This window comes from Geodermatophilus sp. SYSU D00965, from assembly GCF_054050075.1.
This window is the reverse complement of sequence record NZ_JBJGYQ010000012.1, coordinates 123,391-140,182: the sequence shown is the minus strand read 5'-3', so window position 1 is coordinate 140,182 and position 16,792 is coordinate 123,391. Positions and strand designations below refer to the sequence as shown.

General features: G+C 75.0%; 18 protein-coding genes. 9 read left to right on the top strand and 9 right to left on the bottom strand.

The features are described from left to right. Positions 1 to 43: 43 nt before the first annotated feature. Genes ACI789_RS13515 through ACI789_RS13500 form a run of 4 tightly spaced genes read right to left on the bottom strand, consistent with a single transcriptional unit; the run spans position 44 to position 2,863 of the window. Positions 44 to 1,015, bottom strand: coding sequence for a heme-dependent oxidative N-demethylase family protein (locus ACI789_RS13515; RefSeq protein WP_457009771.1), 972 nt, complete (start codon positions 1,013 to 1,015; stop codon positions 44 to 46). Then, on the bottom strand, positions 1,012 to 1,989 hold the full coding sequence (locus ACI789_RS13510; protein WP_457009769.1) for a PDR/VanB family oxidoreductase: 978 nt from the start codon (positions 1,987 to 1,989) through the stop codon (positions 1,012 to 1,014). The genes ACI789_RS13515 and ACI789_RS13510 overlap by 4 nt, the downstream gene beginning before the upstream one ends. Beyond that, on the bottom strand, positions 1,986 to 2,498 hold the full coding sequence (locus ACI789_RS13505; protein ID WP_457009767.1) for a dimethylamine monooxygenase subunit DmmA family protein: 513 nt from the start codon (positions 2,496 to 2,498) through the stop codon (positions 1,986 to 1,988). The genes ACI789_RS13510 and ACI789_RS13505 overlap by 4 nt, the downstream gene beginning before the upstream one ends. 5 nt (positions 2,499 to 2,503) lie before the next feature. Further along, positions 2,504 to 2,863, bottom strand: a complete 360-nt coding sequence (locus tag ACI789_RS13500) for a cupin domain-containing protein (RefSeq protein WP_456918997.1) — start codon at positions 2,861 to 2,863, stop codon at positions 2,504 to 2,506. 129 nt (positions 2,864 to 2,992) lie between these two features. On the opposite strand from ACI789_RS13500, the gene ACI789_RS13495 reads away from it, so the two are divergent. From ACI789_RS13495 to ACI789_RS13475, 5 genes are all read left to right on the top strand, one after another. Continuing rightward, the gene (locus ACI789_RS13495) at positions 2,993 to 3,607 is read left to right on the top strand and encodes a helix-turn-helix domain-containing protein (RefSeq protein WP_457009765.1); all 615 of its coding nucleotides are present in this window, start codon (positions 2,993 to 2,995) and stop codon (positions 3,605 to 3,607) included. Positions 3,608 to 3,680: 73 nt separating this feature from the next. Continuing rightward, positions 3,681 to 3,872: a hypothetical protein gene (locus ACI789_RS13490; protein WP_456918995.1), complete on the top strand. Its 192-nt coding sequence runs from the start codon at positions 3,681 to 3,683 to the stop codon at positions 3,870 to 3,872. Between the two features lie 48 nt (positions 3,873 to 3,920). Continuing rightward, positions 3,921 to 5,264: an MFS transporter gene (locus tag ACI789_RS13485; RefSeq protein WP_457009762.1), complete on the top strand. Its 1,344-nt coding sequence runs from the start codon at positions 3,921 to 3,923 to the stop codon at positions 5,262 to 5,264. A gap of 49 nt (positions 5,265 to 5,313) precedes the next feature. Further along, positions 5,314 to 5,898 (top strand): helix-turn-helix domain-containing protein, encoded by a 585-nt coding sequence (locus ACI789_RS13480; protein ID WP_457009760.1) that lies wholly within the window; start codon positions 5,314 to 5,316, stop codon positions 5,896 to 5,898. Continuing rightward, the gene (locus ACI789_RS13475; RefSeq protein WP_457009758.1) at positions 5,895 to 7,187 is read left to right on the top strand and encodes an MFS transporter; all 1,293 of its coding nucleotides are present in this window, start codon (positions 5,895 to 5,897) and stop codon (positions 7,185 to 7,187) included. The genes ACI789_RS13480 and ACI789_RS13475 overlap by 4 nt, the downstream gene beginning before the upstream one ends. 18 nt (positions 7,188 to 7,205) lie before the next feature. Here ACI789_RS13475 and ACI789_RS13470 read toward each other — a convergent pair whose 3' ends face one another. The 3 genes from ACI789_RS13470 to ACI789_RS13460 all read right to left on the bottom strand — a co-directional run bounded on the left by ACI789_RS13470 (position 7,206) and on the right by ACI789_RS13460 (position 10,478). Continuing rightward, positions 7,206 to 8,558, bottom strand: a complete 1,353-nt coding sequence (locus tag ACI789_RS13470; RefSeq protein ID WP_457009756.1) for an ammonium transporter — start codon at positions 8,556 to 8,558, stop codon at positions 7,206 to 7,208. 458 nt (positions 8,559 to 9,016) lie between these two features. Beyond that, entirely contained in the window at positions 9,017 to 9,574 is a 558-nt protein-coding gene (locus ACI789_RS13465; RefSeq protein ID WP_457009754.1) for a GNAT family N-acetyltransferase, read from the bottom strand. A gap of 544 nt (positions 9,575 to 10,118) precedes the next feature. After that, the gene (locus ACI789_RS13460; protein ID WP_457009752.1) at positions 10,119 to 10,478 is read right to left on the bottom strand and encodes an MmcQ/YjbR family DNA-binding protein; all 360 of its coding nucleotides are present in this window, start codon (positions 10,476 to 10,478) and stop codon (positions 10,119 to 10,121) included. Positions 10,479 to 11,258: 780 nt separating this feature from the next. On the opposite strand from ACI789_RS13460, the gene ACI789_RS13455 reads away from it, so the two are divergent. Continuing rightward, positions 11,259 to 11,963, top strand: a complete 705-nt coding sequence (locus ACI789_RS13455) for an ANTAR domain-containing protein (protein ID WP_457009750.1) — start codon at positions 11,259 to 11,261, stop codon at positions 11,961 to 11,963. A gap of 154 nt (positions 11,964 to 12,117) precedes the next feature. On the opposite strand, the gene ACI789_RS13450 is transcribed toward ACI789_RS13455, so the two are convergent. After that, positions 12,118 to 12,621 carry a hypothetical protein gene (locus ACI789_RS13450; protein WP_457009748.1) on the bottom strand — a complete coding sequence of 168 codons (504 nt, stop codon included), beginning with the start codon at positions 12,619 to 12,621 and terminating at the stop codon, positions 12,118 to 12,120. Between the two features lie 300 nt (positions 12,622 to 12,921). Between ACI789_RS13450 and ACI789_RS13445 the strand changes: the two genes are divergently transcribed. Continuing rightward, complete coding sequence (locus ACI789_RS13445; protein WP_457009746.1) at positions 12,922 to 14,040, top strand: NAD-dependent epimerase/dehydratase family protein; 1,119 nt, start codon at positions 12,922 to 12,924, stop codon at positions 14,038 to 14,040. 103 nt (positions 14,041 to 14,143) lie between these two features. Here ACI789_RS13445 and ACI789_RS13440 read toward each other — a convergent pair whose 3' ends face one another. Beyond that, a complete protein-coding gene (locus tag ACI789_RS13440; protein WP_457009829.1) occupies positions 14,144 to 15,307 on the bottom strand; it encodes an acyl-CoA dehydrogenase family protein in 1,164 nt (387 codons plus the stop codon). Positions 15,308 to 15,473: 166 nt separating this feature from the next. Here ACI789_RS13440 and ACI789_RS13435 point away from each other — a divergent pair, with 166 nt between their 5' ends. Together ACI789_RS13435 and ACI789_RS13430 are read left to right on the top strand one after the other, a co-directional pair. Then, entirely contained in the window at positions 15,474 to 15,968 is a 495-nt protein-coding gene (locus ACI789_RS13435; protein WP_457009744.1) for an STAS domain-containing protein, read from the top strand. A gap of 101 nt (positions 15,969 to 16,069) precedes the next feature. Next, a complete protein-coding gene (locus ACI789_RS13430) occupies positions 16,070 to 16,651 on the top strand; it encodes a histidine phosphatase family protein (protein ID WP_457009742.1) in 582 nt (193 codons plus the stop codon). The last annotated feature ends 141 nt before the right edge of the window (positions 16,652 to 16,792 follow it).

Sequence of the window (16,792 nt, the reverse complement as noted above, 5' to 3'; positions counted from 1 at the left end):
ACCCACGACGCGCGAGGAACGCCCGCACTGCGTCCGGCGGACCTCAGCCGGAGCGCAGCCAGTCGACGGCGGCTCCGCGGTAGCGGGTGAGGCCCTTGTAGTCGGCCATGTCGTCGGGGAGCTCGGCGAGCACGGCCGCGAACCGGGCTCCCCACTGCGGCACCGCGGCCAGCTCCCGCAGCGACAGCAGGTAGGAGCGGATGAGGAAGCACACCGCGTCGGAGGCGCCGAGCCGGAGCAGGTGCTGCACCTCCACCCGCAGGTGCAGCCGGTCGGGCAGCGCCGGGTCGCCGACGACCAGCCGCCGGTCGGGGCCCCACTCGGGATAGGTCTCGGTGGAGGTGTCCAGCCGCCGGTCGACGGTCATCGTCCAGTTGGTGCGGCGGTACTCCTCCCCCGGCTGCAGCCGCATGAGGAACTGCTCGGCGCGCTGCACCACGCCCGCCTCGTGCACTCGCGGCACCGGACCGTGCACCTCGAGGAAGCGCATCCCGACGTCGAAGCCCATCGACCAGTCGGCGGCGAAGGTGACCAGCCCGGCGTCGGCCCACAGCGACCCCTCGCGCTGGTCGAGCAGGACGACGTCCTCCTGCACCTGGCTGCCGAGGAAGCGCAGCGGCCCCCCGGGCAGCGAGTCGTCGTCCCCCACGACGAACGACGTCGAGGTGCCGAGCAGGTCGTTGCGCCAGGACCACCGGTCCCCGTGCCGGCGCAGCGCCATGACCTCGGGGTACGTGGCGGCCAGGTCCGGCAGCAGGGTGATCAGCGCGTCCCAGGCGGCCACCCGCATGTGCGGCAGCTGCTGGCAGCGGGTCGGGTCGGCGGCCAGCACGTCGGCCCGCACCGCCAGCTCGGCGGCGTACTCGGCGTCGACGTCGAGCACGCGGTCGCCCCACCCGCCGGCGGCGGTGACCACCGGGCGGCGGGCCGGTTCGACGTTGGTCGAGTACCGGTAGGTGTCGGCCGGGAAGGGGAACGGGAAGCGGGCGGTGCGGTCGGGCAGGACGGCGGTCACAGGTCGAGCTCCAGTTCGTCGTCGGCGCAGCGGGAGACGCAGGCCATGACCGCGTCGCCGGCCGCGCGCTCGGCCTCGGAGAGGAACAGGTCGCGGTGCAGGGGCCGGCCGGCGCGCACCGGCAACCGGCACTCGCCGCAGACGCCCTGCCGGCACATGCTCGGGACGGCGACCCCGGCGCCCTCCAGCGCGGAGAGCAGCGAGACCCCCGGGGGCACGGGCACCGAGGTCCCGCTGCGGGCCAGCCGGGCGGTGAACGGCTCACCCGGGTCGAGGTCGGCCGCGGAGAACCGCTCGGCGTGCACCCGCTGCGGCGGCCAGCCGAGCGCGGCGGCGGTCTCCTCGACGTAGCTGATCAGCGGGCCCGGCCCGCAGACGTAGACGTGCGTGCCGACCGGCTGGGACGCCAGCGCGGCGGCCACCTCGTCCAGCATCCGCGGCGTGTCGTCGATCGCGGTGAGCCGGTCGCCGCACAGCTCGGCCAGCTCCGCCAGGTGCGCGCCGGCACCGGCACGGTGGCCGTAGAGCAGCCGGAACGAGCGCCCCCACCGGACCGCGGCCCGCGCGTGCGACAGCATCGGCGTGATCCCGATGCCGCCGGCGACGAGCAGGTGGGAGCGGGCGGTCGACACCGGGGCGAACGCGCTGCGCGGCCGGGAGGCGGCCACCCGGTCGCCGGGCCGCAGCCGGTGGACGAACGCCGAGCCGCCGGCGCCGTCCGGGCACAGCAGCACCGAGATGCGGTACTCGTCGGCCGGCACGCCGTCCCCGGTCAGCGAGTAGGCGTTGCGGCGGTCCCCGCAGGTCAGGACCAGGTGGCTGCCCGGCGGGTGCCCGGGCAGCAGCCCGCCGTCCGGACGGCGCAGCGCGAGCGTCCGGACGCCCGGCGCGGCGTCGGCGACCGAGGCGACCTCGAGCACCAGCCCGCCCGGGGCGACCTCGGCGACCGGGGGCGCGGCCAGCACGGCCGTCATGCGACCTCCTCGGCGTCGGCCATGAAGCCCAGGTAGCTGCCGGCCCGCCGGGAGACGTGCCAGTAGACGAACAGCCGCCGCCCGCACCCGGTGCAGCCGGTCTCGCCGCCGACCGGCACGTCGGCCTCGGTGGTGGCGCGGCAGTGCGGGCAGAAGACCCGCTTGCGCTCCGTGCCGGTGACCAGCGTCCGCACCTCGGCGTCGAGCAGTCCGCCGTCGAGGGCGACCGCGCGGGCGGCGAGGACGTCGGCCTCGGGCCCGGCGAGCATCAGCCGCCAGCCCACCGTGCTGGCGGCCACCCGCCGGGCGAGCTCCGCGAGCACCGCGGCGTCGGCCGCACCGGTGGTGGTGGCGGTGACCGGCGTGCGCGCGGGCACCTGGCCCAGCCATCGCCGGACGGCGTCGACCCCGGCCGCGCCGAAGCCGAACAGGGTCAGCGACCGCGCGGCGGGGTCCACCCCCGGGTCGGCGGCCGGCCAGCGCGGGACGCTCGTGTGCTCGGTCCCCATGCCGGTCAGGGCGCGAACGAGCGCTGGCCGGTGTAGAAGCCCAGCGCCCGGTCGGGGGTCTCGAAGCGGATGCGCGAGCCCTTGGGGAAGAACAGCACGTCCTTCACCCGGGCCACGACCCGCTGGCCGGTGTCGAGGTCGGTGAGGTGGAACTCGCCCTCGACCACCAGCTTCATCTCGTCGTAGGTGTAGTGGTAGTCCAGCGGCTCCCCCGCGAACAGCTCGAAGAAGCCGCCGCAGAGCTCGGCGCCGCCGGGGTTGGCCAGGGCGTCGCCGATGAAGGCCCGGACGTCGGGCACCTCCATGCTGGGCAGCCCCTCCGCGCCGCCCGTGACGTGGCCGATGGCCGGTGCACTCGTGGTCATGTCGCCTCCGCGGGTCGTCCACTGTGGGTGGACCGAAGCTACGGAGGGTGTACGCCGGATGGGTCAACTGTGCGTGACGTTCAGGTCAACCGGGGATTCCCGGCGTCTCACCGGACCTATGCTCGGCCGGTGGAGGTCACCCCGGCCGGCGCCCACGACGAGGCGCCCAGCGGCCATCTCGAGGACGTCATCGCCCTCCGCGTGCGCGAGTTCCGGCTGGCCAAGGGCATCTCGCTGGCCGAGCTGGCCCGGCTCACCGGCATGAGCAAGGCGATGCTCTCCAAGATCGAGAACGCGCAGACCTCCTGCAGCCTCTCCAGCCTGGCCCGGCTCGCCGACGCCCTCGCCGTGCCGGTCACGGCGCTGTTCCGCGGGCTGGACGCCGAGCGCGAGGCGGTGTTCACCCCCGCCGGGCACGGCGCGCAGATCGTGCGGCGCGGCAGCAACGTCGGCCACCTCTACCAGCTGCTGGGGTCACTGCGCGGCGAGCACAAGCGGCTCGAGCCGCTGCTGGTGACCCTCACCGAGGCCAGCGAGGTCTTCCCGCTCTTCCAGCACCCCGGGACCGAGTTCCTCTACGTGCTCGAGGGCGTCATGGTCTACGGGCACGGCGAGGCCCGGTACGAGATGCACGCCGGCGACTCGCTGGTGTTCGACGGCGAGGGTCCGCACGGGCCGGCCGCGCTGGTGGAGCTGCCGATCCGGTTCCTGACCGTCACCGGCTACGGGCACGTCACCCCCTAGCAGCCACGGGGCATGGCCCGGCCCCTCCGAGGGCACTCCCCGGGGAAGACCCCGGACGACCCGAGGAGGACCCGTGTCCGCACCCACCCGCAGCCGCTGGCGCACCGCCGCGGCGGGCATCGCCCTCGTCGCCGCCTCGTTCACCACCGTCGCGTGCGGCAGTGACGTCGTCGACGACGACGTCCAGCAGAACGTCGAGGAGGGCGTCGACGACGTCGAGCAGGAGGTCGACGACGCCACTGACGGCGAGGACAGCGACGGCTGACCTGCACACCCCGCGTGACCGGCGGTCGCCCGGGGTACCCGCGGCCCGATGAGCACCGACGCGACGACGACCTCGCTCAGCCGGGCGGAGCGCCTGGACCGGCTGCCGTTCACCCGCCAGCACGGCCGGCTCGTGGTCGGCTCCGGGGTCGGCTGGGCCCTGGACGCGATGGACGTCGGCCTCATCTCCTTCGTCATGGCCGCGCTCGCCGTCCAGTGGGAGCTCAGCACCACCGAGCTGTCCTGGATCGGCTCCATCGGCTTCGTCGGGATGGCCCTTGGCGCCACGCTCGGCGGGCTGCTGGCCGACCGGATCGGCCGGCGACAGGTCTTCGCCCTGACCCTGCTGGTGTTCGGGGTGGCCACCGGCGCTGCCGCGCTGTCCTGGTCGGTGGCGGCCCTGCTGGTGTTCCGCTTCCTCATCGGGCTCGGCCTGGGCGCCGAGCTGCCGGTGGCCTCCACGCTGGTCAGCGAGTACGCGCCGGCACGGGTCCGCGGCCGGGTGGTCGTGCTGCTGGAGGCGTTCTGGGCGGTCGGCTGGCTGCTCGCGGCGCTGATCGGCTACCTGGTCGTCCCGCGGAGCGAGGCCGGGTGGCGGTGGGCGCTCGCTGTCGGTGTCGTCCCGGCCGTGTACGCCGTGGTCGTGCGCCGCGGGCTGCCCGAGTCGGTGCGGTTCCTCGAGCTGCGGGGGCGGACCGACGAGGCCGAGGCCGCGGTGCGCCGGTTCGAGTCCGCCGCCGGGGTCGCCCCGGTGCCGTCGGCCCCGGCGCGGCCGGTGACGCCGCCGGGCCCCGGGGCGCTGTGGGCCCGCGGCACGCGCGGCCGCACGGCGGCGCTGTGGACGGTGTGGTTCGGCATCAACTTCTCCTACTACGGCGCCTTCATCTGGCTGCCCACCCTGCTGGTGGCCTCCGGGTTCTCGCTGGTGCGCTCCTTCGGCTTCACCCTGCTGATCACCCTCGCCCAGCTGCCCGGCTACGCCGCGGTCGCGGTGCTCATCGAGCGGTGGGGACGGCGCCCGACCCTGGTGGTCTTCCTGATCGGCTCCGCCGTCGGCGCGGGCCTGTTCGCGCTGGCCGACGGCGAGACGGCGGTCCTGGTCACCGGCATGGTGCTGTCGTTCTTCAACCTCGGCGCGTGGGGCGCGGTCTACGCGGTGACGCCGGAGGTCTACCCGACGGCACTGCGCGGGACCGGTGCCGGAGCGGCGGCGGGCTTCGGCCGGATCGCCTCGATCGCCGCGCCGCTGTGCGTGCCCCCGCTGCTGGCCGCCGGTGGCAACCCGCTGGTCTTCGGCACGTTCGCGGCGTTCTTCGTGCTCACCGCGGCAGCCGCCTGGGCACTGCCCGAGCGGCGGGGCCGGGCGCTGGAGGACGACCCCGCCGTCACCTAGTGCAAAGAGTCCTTTGCAAAGGAGTCTTTGCACGGCTAGCCTCGGCCGCGTGCCCGAGGACCTCCCATCGATCCCCGTCGTCGACGTCCGCGACCCGCGCGTCCTGCGCGCGCTCGCCCATCCGCTGCGCGCGACGCTGCTGGGACTGCTGCGCGCCGAGGGGCCGTCGACCGCCTCGAAGCTCGGCCAGCGCCTCGGGGAGAGCAGCGGCGCCACGAGCTACCACCTGCGCCAGCTGGCCTCCTTCGACCTGGTCGAGGAGGTGCCCGGCGAGGGCACCGGCCGCGAGCGCTGGTGGCGGGCCCTGCACCGCAGCACCCAGTGGCACACCGAGGAGCTCGTCGACCAGCCCGGCGGGCGGGAGGTCGTCGACGAGCTCACCCACCGCTCGCTGAGCCAGCACCGGCGGCTGCTGGCCGCCCACGCCGAGCAGCGCGAGGAACTCCCCGAGACACTGCGGGACGACGCGTCGCTCAGCGACTGGGCACTGCGCCTCTCCCCCGCCCGCGCCCGGGCGCTCGCCGACGAGCTGAACGCCGTCCTCGAGCGCTGGCGGGCCGAGGAGGAGGAGACCGACCAGCCGCTGGTGCACGTGCTGGTCGACCTGTTCCGGCTGCGCGAGTACCCGGCGTGAGCCGGCCGCCTGGCGTCCGCGCCGCCACCCGCCGCTACGTCGGCCTCACCGCGCTGCGCTGGCTGCCGGTCGGGCTCAGCACCCCGGTGACGGTGCTGCTGATGTCCGCGCGCGGCCTCTCCCCCGCCGACATCGGTGTGGTCGTCGCGGTCTACTCGGTGGTCACGCTGGCGCTGGAGCTGCCCACCGGCGGGCTGGCCGACGCGATCGGCCACCGGCCGGTGCTGCTGCTCTCCGGGGCGCTCACGGTGGCCGGGCTGCTCATGACCGCGCTCGCCGGCAGCGTGGCGGTGTTCGCCGTCGCCTGGGCCCTCAAGGGGGTGGGCCGCGCGCTGGACTCGGGTCCGCTGGAGGCCTGGTACGTCGACACGGTCAGGACCGCCGACCCGGCGGCCGACGTGACGCCGGGGCTGTCCCGGGCGGCGGCGGCCGACGGCGCCGGCCTGTGCCTGGGTGCCGTGCTCGGCGGCGCGCTGCCGCTGCTGGCGGGGTCGGGCAGCCGGGCGCTGACCCTGCCGCTGCTGGTCGCGGCCGGGCTGGCCGCCGTCTCGCTGGTCGCCGTCGCGGTCCTGGTCGTCCCGGTGGCCGCACCGCACGCGGGCGGGACGGCGGCGCTGCGGGCCGGGCTGCGCGCGGTGCCCGCGGTCGTGCGGGACACCGCCCACCTGGTGGTCCGGGACCGGCTGCTGCGGCGACTGCTCGCCGTCTCGCTGCTGGTCGGCACCGTGCTGACCACCCTCGAGCTCCTCGGCCCGCTGCACGTGGCCGACCTGGTCGGCAGCAGCACGGAGGGGTCGGCGGTCTTCGGCGTCGTCATGGCGGTCTCGTACGGCGCAGCGGGGGCCGGCGCGCTGCTCGCCCCGGCCGCCCGCCGGGGCGCCCGCGGCTCCGTGGCCGTGGCGAGCGGAGCGCTGGCCGTCCTGGGCGCCGTGGCCGTGGCCGCGGTGGCCTTCGCCGGGGACGTCGCGCTGGCCGGGGTGGCCTTCGCCGTCTTCTACCTCACCAACGCCACCGCCTGGCCGCTGTGGAAGGACCTGCTGCACGGGCGGGTCGGCGCCGGGCAGCGGTCGACCGCGCTGTCGGCGTTCTCGCTGGCGCTGATGGTCGGCGGCCTCGGCGGCAGCCTGCTCGTGCCGCGGCTGGCCGAGGCCGCCGGTGTCCCCGCCGGCTTCTGGGCCGCCGCGGGGGCGGTGCTGCTGATCGGGCTGGTGTCCCTCGGCCTGCGACCCCAGCGCGATCACGGCGCCGTGACCACCGGGAGCGCGTCCCGGGCGGCCACGACGCCGTGATCGTCGCTGGGGTGGGGGTCAGCCGGCGGGCGACTCCGTCCGCGGGCCGGCACCGGCGGCGATCCGCTCGGCCGTGGCGATGACGCTCTCCGGCGTCGACGTCACGCCCGGGGAGTGCGGGCTGCCGTCGAGGTCGTAGGCGACCTCGGCGTGCTCGGCGACGTCGATGCCGCCCACCTCGGCCTCCTTGGTCAGCCGCAGCCCGATCGTCTTCTGGATGGCCAGGGCGATGACCAGCGTGACGACGAAGGAGTAGCCGACCACCGCGATCGCGGCGACCGCCTGCACGCCCAGCAGCTCGAACCCGCCGCCGTAGAGCAGGCCGGCGCGGCCGCTGGGGGCCTCGGCCGAGCCGAAGACCCCGACCAGCAGGGTGCCGATGATGCCGCCGACCAGGTGGACGCCGACCACGTCAAGCGCGTCGTCGTAGCCGAAGCGGTACTTCAGCGAGATGGCCAGCGGGCAGATCGCCCCGGCGATCGCACCGACCGCGAGCGCGCCCATCGGGGTGACCGCGCCACAGGACGGCGTGATCGCGACCAGGCCGGCGATGGCGCCGGACATCCCGCCCAGCGTGGTGGCGTGGCCGTCGCGCAACTTCTCGACCAGCAGCCAGGCCAGGATCGCCGCGCAGGTGGCGTTGAAGGTCGTGAGCATGACCACCGAGGCACTGTTGCCCGCGGCGAGCGCCGAGCCACCGTTGAAGCCGAACCAGCCGAACCACAGGATGCCGGCGCCGAGCGCCACCATCGGCAGGTTGTTGGGCCGGGCCTGCCGCGGCCAGCCGGTGCGCTTGCCGATCACCAGGACGACGGCCAGCGCGCCGATGCCCGCGTTGATGTGGACGGCGGTGCCGCCGGCGAAGTCGACCGCGGCGAGCTTGTTGGCGATCCAGCCGCCGAGGACGCTGCCGTCGGCGGAGTCGAACGCGAACACCCAGTGCGCGACCGGGAAGTAGACCAGGGTCGCCCACAGCCCGGCGAACAACAGCCACGGGCCGAAGCGGACCCGGTCGGCGACCGCGCCGGCGATGAGCGCCGTGGTGATGACGGCGAACAGCGCCTGGAAGATCGCCACCAGTGCCGGGGGCAGCGCCGCGGACTCGTCCCCGGAGACCAGCGAGCCCAGGCCGAGGTACTCGGTGACGTTCCCGAGCAGGCCGGCTCCGCCGTAGGAGTCGCCGAAGACGACGGAGAAGCCGAACAGCGTCCAGAGCACGCCGACCACGGCGACCGCTCCGAACACCATCATGATCATGTTCAGGATGCCGCGGGAGGACACCATGCCCCCGTAGAAGAGGGCCAGCCCCGGGATCATCAGGGCGACGGCCATCGTGGCGGCGAGGATGAAGGCGGTGCTTCCGACGTCCATGCAGGGCCTCTCGATCGTCTACTCGCGGTGTTCGCGGTTGCGCGTCAGTAGACGTTGCGTCGGTTACCGCCGTGGTCGTCGTCTGTGACGATCGGGTGACGGCGGAACGCGTGGGTCCCGCCATCCCTCACCAGCCGGTGGCGCCGCCCCGGGCCGCCGGTCGGCACGTTCCCGCGGGAACGCCGTCAAGGTCTGGGCCTCGACCACGTTCCCGCGGGAACGTGCCTGGCGCTGCCGAGGAGCGAACGCTGTCGACCGGCGAGGCGGCGTTGCGGGCAGGCTCATGGCCGTGCCCCTGTCCGTGCCCGGGTGGTGGCGTCGCCGCAACCACTGGCACTGGCCCACATCGCACCGTCGCCGCGGTCATCTCCTCCGAGAGGGTCGCCCACAGTGCTCGGGCGGCCGGTGCAGGGACAGCTCCTACAGCCACCGCTCCACCCGCCCTCTGCTGTCGGGCGCTACGGGTGCCTCGTGTCGGACGCCAGCTCCCAGCGCCAGACGGCACCGACTTCGGGATCGATGAGGTCGGCGGTGCGCCGGAAGCCCAGTCGCCGCAGGACTGCTGTCGAGGGGTTCTCGCCGGCCAGGGTGTGGGCGCACACCAGCGTCACTCCACGGGCGGTGGCGATGTCGAGCCAGCGGCGGGCGGCCTCGGTGGCGTGGCCCCGGCCGCGGTGGGCCGGAGCGATGCTGTAGCCGATCTCGACGGATCCGTCGGTCGGTGGACCGGTGAAGCCGCCGAGGCCGACGACCGTGACCGTGGTGGGGTCGATGATCAGGTAGCTGAACCAGTCGGGGTCCATCCCGTCCCGAAGCGCCTGCACCGTTGCGGGCAGCGCCTCCGGGAAGGCCAGGTAGTCATCGGCGACCCGGTAGCCGAACGTGCGCGTGAAGGCCTCGGGTCCCTCGAGCAGGACCTCGGCGCGGTCGAGGGTGAGCGGTTCGACGGCTGTGCGTTGCGCTTCCATGACCTCATCCGGTCCCCGTGCCGACGCTTGCGGGCGCGTGCGGTGCATCCCCGCCATCCTCGCCTGGAGGCGGCACAGATGGGTCGTGATGGCGCGCCCTCCTCGGGGACGCCGGGGTCGCTCCGTGCACGGCGACTGTCGTGTCTGCGCCGCCGGGTCGACCGGGGCCGACGCGCTCGCGTGACGGTCTGCGGCCTGCCGTCCCGAGGTCTGCCGACGCCAGCATCCTGGAGCCGCCCTCACGGCGAGCCGGCCGGTGTCGCTGGGCGGCGGCCCACGTGGGAACAGCCCGAATCGTGCAGCGTCCGTTCCTCGGCTGTCTGCGGTCCCACGGTCGAAGAGGCCTGGGGGGGGGGGGGGGCGGGGGGGGGGGGGGGGGGGGGGGGGGGTTGGGGGGGGGGGGGGGGGGGGGGGGGGGGGGGGGGGGGGGGGGGGGGGGGGGGGGGGGGGGGGGGGGGGGGGGGGGTGGGGGGGGGGCGGGGGCGCCGCCCCCCACCCGCGCCGCGGCCGGGCCGGGCCCGCCCCCCCCCCCGCCCCCCCCCCCCCCCCCCCCCCCCCCCCCCCCGCCCCGAGTCGTTAGAGAGACCAGTGTTCAGCCCGGGCCCATGGGATGGATGAGGTCGTAGGCGGCGGAGAGCTTCCTGGGGACGACCGCGCGCCACGCGTCGACGACGAGCTCACGCGCTTCGGTCGGGTCCAACGCAGCAAGGTCGGCATGGACCCAGTTGAAGCGCATGTCCGACGCCGCTGGCATCTGGAACTTGTGCGGCTCGCTCAGAACCAGCGACTCCCGCTCCTCCCTGGGGAACGCGAAGCCCATCACGCGCTCGTCCAGGGAGAACGCCACGTAGACGATCTGCTCGACGCGGAACTTCAGTCTGCCGCGTACGTAGACCTGGTACGAGCGCTCCAGTCCAGTGCCCAGCGGCCGAACGTCCTCGATCACGGCCATGTCGGAGCGTCCGTCGTGGTCGGCAGGTCGCCTGTCCACACGCCGTCCATGACCGACGGCATGGTCTGCTCAATTGTGTCCATCAGGTCCGCTCCTCCAGCGTCGCGCACACGGGATGGACTGCCACCGCGGGCCGGAGTCATCGGTGGGTGGCGTTCACCGGTGTGTAGAGGCGGGTGCCGAGGCCACCGCTGGGCGAGCCGTCGATGATGTCTCCGAGCGGCCCACTGTGGGACCTGTTCTGCCGTAGGTCAGTCCCGGTGCCTTCGCCAGGTACGGGGGTCGATCCCGGCCACCTCTCGCAGGTAGAACTGCGCGGCGCGCTCCGCGGCGACCGAGCTGAGCACCGGGCAGTTGCGCGAGGGCCTCGGCGTCCGTGGCACCCTCTCTGACCAGGCTGACGGCCAGCGCGGCGGCCTCAGCGGCGGCACTCCACGTCACCCCGATCACCTCCGCGCCGGAGCGGTGGTCTCCCACGCGGCTGCAGCACGACGGCGGCCGCGCGGTCGTGTCAGCAGATCAACGATGGTGGGGCGTCCCCTGAGGCGACCCTCACGGGGGTCGGCCGGTGTCCCTGAGCGGCCCACTGTGAGACAGCCTGGCGGTCCGGCTTCGACTCGGCTGCGCCGATGGGCGTGGCGCTTGGTGGTCGTGGCTGCCGCGCCGGCCCCGTAGCCGGGGGACGGGAATCGGGCGACGGAGGGCATGACGCGGGATCCGGTCGGGGTAGGGCTCCGATCCCGGGTCGTCCGGGCCGCTGACGGTGCGGAGGAGCGGTGGATGTCCGAGATGACGGATTTCAACGAGCGGCTGGCCGGGATCGCCCGCGACCTGGTCAGCGAACCGGACATGCAGGCCACGCTGCAGCGGGTGGTCGAGGCCGCCGCGCACAACCTCGACGGGGAGGTGTGGGCCAGCGTGTCGCTGGTGAAGCAGCGCCGCGAGGTGGAGACCCCGGCGGTCACCGACGACCGGGCCGGCCGGGCCGACCGGCTGCAGTACGAGCTGGAGCAGGGGCCGTGCCTGGACGCGATCTGGGAGCACGAGACCTTCCAGATCGACGACATGACCACCGATGAGCGCTATCCCCGCTGGACGCGGGCGGTCGTGGAGGAGACCGGCATCCGCAGCAGCCTGTCGCTGCAGCTGTTCACCGACGCGGAGCAGAACAGCCTCGGCGCGCTCAACCTGTACTCGCCGGAGCCGGCCGCCTTCGACGAGGAGACCCGGGGCGAGGGGTTGGCGTTCGCCGCGCAGGCCGCGGTCGCGTTGCGCAGCGCGCAGACCGAGGAGCAGCTGCGCTCGGCGATGGCGACCCGCACCCTGATCGGGCAGGCCCAGGGCATCTTGATGGAGCGGCTGAGGATCACCCCGGACCAGGCGTTCGCCGTGCTCAGCCGGCTGTCCCAGGAGAGCAACGTCAAGCTCCGGGAGGTGGCGCGGCGGCTGGTGGAGACCGGGGAGATCCCGGGTCGGCAGGGGTGAGGTCGAGTCGACCCGGTGGCCACGGGTCAGGACCACCGGGTCTGGGTCGCCCGGCACCCCGGGATCCCGCGCGACCGTCCTGGTGAGCTACCCCTTCAGCTCCTGCGGACACCGCAGGTTAGGGCAGCACGTGGGTACTGAGGTGTTCTTGCCGCTACGCAGTGCGGTGGCGGCGTAGGCGCGTCAGCTCGTGGTACGTGTGCGACAGGCTGAGCGTTCGTTCGGCCTGCTGGTGCGCCCGCTCGGCCGCCAGGCAGGCGGCCCGAGCTCGGTGCCACAACTCGGCCGTCCTGGCCGCGACGTCGTCGTCCACGTCGTCTCCTTCCGCGACCGCCACCGCTGGCAGCGACGACGGCCCCGCAGTGGACTGTTCGAGCGGCGAGGCCGTGGGCCCGGGCATCGCCGGCAGCAGGCTGGCTCCGGCCCGCCGGCCGGGGTCGGTGTGTGGTGCGGTTCTCCGCACGGCGTCCTGGAGTTCGCGGTGCGGAGCCAGACTGGGAAGGCCCAGATCCCACAGGTTCTCGTTCAGCGTCTGAGCGAGGACGTTGTGCTCAGCGGCCGGCCAGGCGGCGGCGTCGACCAGGTAATCCGCCAGCGCGGAGCGGGGCTGGTGTCCGCCCAGAGCGGTGTAGCGCCACCAGAGGTCGGTCAGCGGCACAGCGCCGAGCCGCCAGGAGAGGACTGTCAGCGGGCAGGCAGAGGCGGCGCAGGGAGTCACGGGTTTCCTTCACGCCGGGGGCGGCCCAGCTGCGGACGCTGGACGGCAGACCGCCGCGGCTCATCAAGGAATCCGCCCCAGATGCTCGAAGCGGTGAACCCGATGATGCCAGTGCTGATGGACTCGGTGTCCCTGAAGCCGCCTTCGGGGACAGAGCCCGGGGCGAGGCCCCGTGACGGCCACGGGGACCGCCCGGGACAGCCCCGGGTACACCCGCCGCCCGGCGGGTAGCCGCCCTGCATGGCTGAACTGTCCCGCGACCACCTCCAGGGCCTGAAGGTCGCCGTCACCGGGGCCAGCGGCAACGTCGGGACGGCGCTGCTGCGCCGGCTCACCGCCGCTTCCAGCGGCGTGGCCGAGGTCCGCGGTCTGGCGCGGCGCCAACCGCCGGGCACCCCGCCCTACGACGGCGTGCGCTGGCACCTGGCCGACCTCGGCGAGACGCGCAGCGAGCACGAGCTCACCCCGTTCCTGGACGGCGTCGACGCCGTCGTCCACCTCGCCTGGGCGCTGCAGCCGGGGCGCGAGCCGGAGCGGCTGCGCCGGGTGAACGTCGAGGGCACCCGGCGGGTCGCCCGGGCAGCCGCGGCCGCGGGGGTGAAGCACTTCGTCCACATGTCCTCGCTCGGGGCGTACGCCCCCGGCGCCGGCGGCCGGGAGGTCGCCGAGGACTGGCCCACCACGGGCATCCCCTCGTCGCAGTACAGCCGGGACAAGTCCGAGGCCGAGCGGGTGGTCCGCGAGGTGTTCGGCCGTCGCCCGGAGACCACGCTGACCGTCGTCCGCCCGACGCTGGTGCTGCAGCCGGAGGCCAGCAGCGAGATCGGCCGGTACTTCCTGGGCCCGCTGCTGTTCGGCGCCGCGCGGCTGCTGCCCGGCGCCGTCGCCCGGCTGCTGCCCCTCCCCCTGCCCTCGGTGCACGTCGGGTTCGTGCACGCCGACGACGTCGCCGACGCCCTCGGCCGGGTGCTCGACCGCCGCGCGCCCGGCCCGTTCAACCTGGCCGCGCAGCCGGTGATGGACGCCGACGACATCGCCCGCACCCTGGGCGCCACGCGGGTGCCGGTGCCGGCCGTCGTGCTGCGGATGGCCCTGACGGCCGCGTTCACCGCGCACCTCGTGCCGACCGAGCCCGGCTGGCTGGACCTGGGCACGCAGGCGCCGGCCCTGGACACCACCCGGGCGCGCCGGCTGCTGGACTGGGCGCCGTTCCACCGGGGCGACGAGGTGCTCGCGCAGTTCGTGGCGGCGATGGGCCGCGGCGAGGGGGCACCCGGGGCGCTGCTGCAGCCCGCCGGCGGCCCCGAGCGCGACCCCGCCGGCGACCCGGCCAACGCACCCGGCCCGCGGGCCAACTGAAAGGACCCCGTCCTCCTCACCACTCGCAGGCTCGTGGCGAGCCTCTGGACGGGGCCGCCTCGGGACGGGGCCGCGGCGGGAACCTGCGGGGGCCGAGAGTGGCTCAGTCCTTGGGCATGCCCGCGGCGCGGAGCAGTCCGCCGCCGATGATCACCCGCTGAACTTCGCTGGTCCCCTCGTAGAGCCGGTACAGGCGGGCGTCGCGATAGAACCGCTCGACGGGGGTGGTGCGCAGGTAGCCCAGGCCGCCGTGGACCTGCACCGCCCGGTCGACGGCGCGGCCCACCATCTCGGTGCAGAAGAGCTTGGCCGACGACGGGCCGATCGAGGTGTCCTCGCCGGTGTCGTAGCGGGCGGCGACGTCGCGGACCATCGCCCGCCCGGCGAGCAGCTCCGCGTGGACGTCGGCGAGGTGCGCCTGCACCAGCTGGAACCGGCCGATCGGCGCACCGCCCTGGCGCGCGGTGGCCGCGTAGGCGACCGACTCGTCGAGCACCCGCTGGGCCATCCCGACGCAGAGCGCGGCGATGTGCAGGCGGCCGCGGGAGAGGACGGTCAGCGCCTTCGAGTAGCCGCGGCCCTCCTCGCCGACCAGCGCGCCGGCGGGCACGCGGGCGTCGTCGAAGAAGACCTCGGCGGTCCAGGCGCCGGCCTGCCCCATCTTGCGGTCCTTGGGCCCGACGGTGACCCCGGGCGTGGCGGCGTCGACGACGAAGCTGGAGATCCCGCGACCGCCCCGCTCCTCGGGGTCGCTGCGGGCGAAGACCACGAACAGGTCGGCCAGCGGCGCGTTGGTGATGTACCGCTTGCTGCCGGTGAGCACCCACCCGTCGCCGTCCCGGCGGGCGGTGGTGCGCAGGCCCGACGGGTCGGAGCCGGCCTCGGCCTCGGTCAGGGCGAAGGACCCGATCAGCTCGCCCGACGCCAGCCGCGGGAGGTACGCCTGCTTCTGCTCGGCGCTGCCGAACTTCGCGATCACCTGGCCGGCGATGCCGTTGTTGGTGCCGAACAGGGACCGGAACGCGGGCGTGGTGTAGCCGAACTCGAAGGCCAGCTCGACGTCCTCGGCCATGGTGACGCCCAGGCCGCCGTACTCCTCGGGCAGCGCGTAGCCGAACAGGCCCATCTCGGCGATGCGGGCGCGCAGCTCGTCGGGGATGCGGTCCTCGTCCTCGATCCGCTCCTCCAGCGGGACCACCGCCTCACGGACCAGGTGCCGGACGGCGTCCACGACCTGCCTGAAGTCCTCGGCGTCCACGCCGGCCATGGTGCCGCCCACGGACGTGGGCCGCTCCGGCGGGTCGCCGCGACACGCCCGGCGCGCAGTGCAGTCACCTGACCACTCCCTGTTGTGGGAACGGGCGGCCCCGCACTAGCGTCGACGGCAGCCCCCCGAAACCGCTTGGGGGCTCGCACCAACCGCCGGAGTGTCCGTGCCGCACCTGCGAGTCGCGCTCGTCCCAGCTCCCGACCAGGTCGTCGTCCGGGTCACCGGCGACGCGGACACCACCACCGTCGACCGGCTCACCACCGCCCTCCAGCAGGCCGCCGCCCTGGGCACCCGCCGGGTGGTCGTGGACGTGGCCGGCACCCGATTCCGGGACTCCTCGGCCCTGCACGCGCTCACCGTCTTCACCGCCGACCTGGTCCCTGCCGGGCGCCAGTGCCGGGTCGTCGGCGCACCGGCGGCCACCCGGCGGCTCGTGCGGGCCGCCGGGCTCGCCGACCGGCTCGAGCTCGACGGCCCGCTGGCCGGCGAGGACCCGGTGCGGCCGTCCCGGACGGCGGCCCCCGCCGCGCTGCCCGCGCCGGTCGGCGTCGCCCCGGCCCGGTCCGCGGTCACCCGCCCGGTGCGGGCGGCGCGGCGGGCCGAGGAGCGGCCGCGCCGGCACCGTCTGCGGCTGGGGACCCTGCGCCGCTGGCGCTGACGGCGCCGAGCGGCCGGCACTCCCCGCGACCGCGGGGCCGAGGTCGCGGACGACGGGGCCGCCCCTCCAGGATGGGACCGCCGAGACAGCCAGGAGGTCCGATGGGCGAGATCGTCGTGCTCCGGCACGGACAGACGGAGTGGAGCCTCAGCGGCCAGCACACCAGCGTCACCGACCTCCCGCTGCTGCCCGAGGGCGAGGAGCAGGCGCGGCGGCTGGCCGGCGTCTTCGAGGGCCGCACCTTCGCCGCGGTGTGGGTCAGCCCCCGGCTGCGGGCCCGCCGGACGGCCGAGCTGGCCGGGCTCACCCCCACCGGCACCGACGAGGACCTCGTCGAGCTCGACTACGGCGGCTACGAGGGCCGGACGACGGCGGCGATCAGCGAGGAGCTGGGCCGGCCCTGGTCGATCTGGGTCGACGGCACGATCGCCGGCGACACCCCCGGCGAGTCGCTGGCCGACGTCGGCAAGCGGGTGGACCGCGTGCTGGACCGGGCCCGCCCGCTGCTCGCCGACGGCGACGTCATGCTGGTCGCCCACGGGCACGTCCTGCGGATCCTCACGGCGCGCTGGCTCGGCCTGGAGCCGGCCGCCGGCTCGCTGCTGGCCCTGCCGGCCGGCTCGTACGGCGTCCTCGGCCACGAGCACCGCCGTCCGGTCCTCACCGGCTGGGGCCTGCACTGACCACCTCCCTCGTCATGCGAGCGGGGCGGAGGCGTCCTCCCGGGGTGTGACGACGGGTACGGCGGCACACCGCTGCGACACGCGAGCGACAGGGCCCTTCGGACCCCCCGGTTCGCGCCGTCGTGCCCGCGCGCGGGGAGG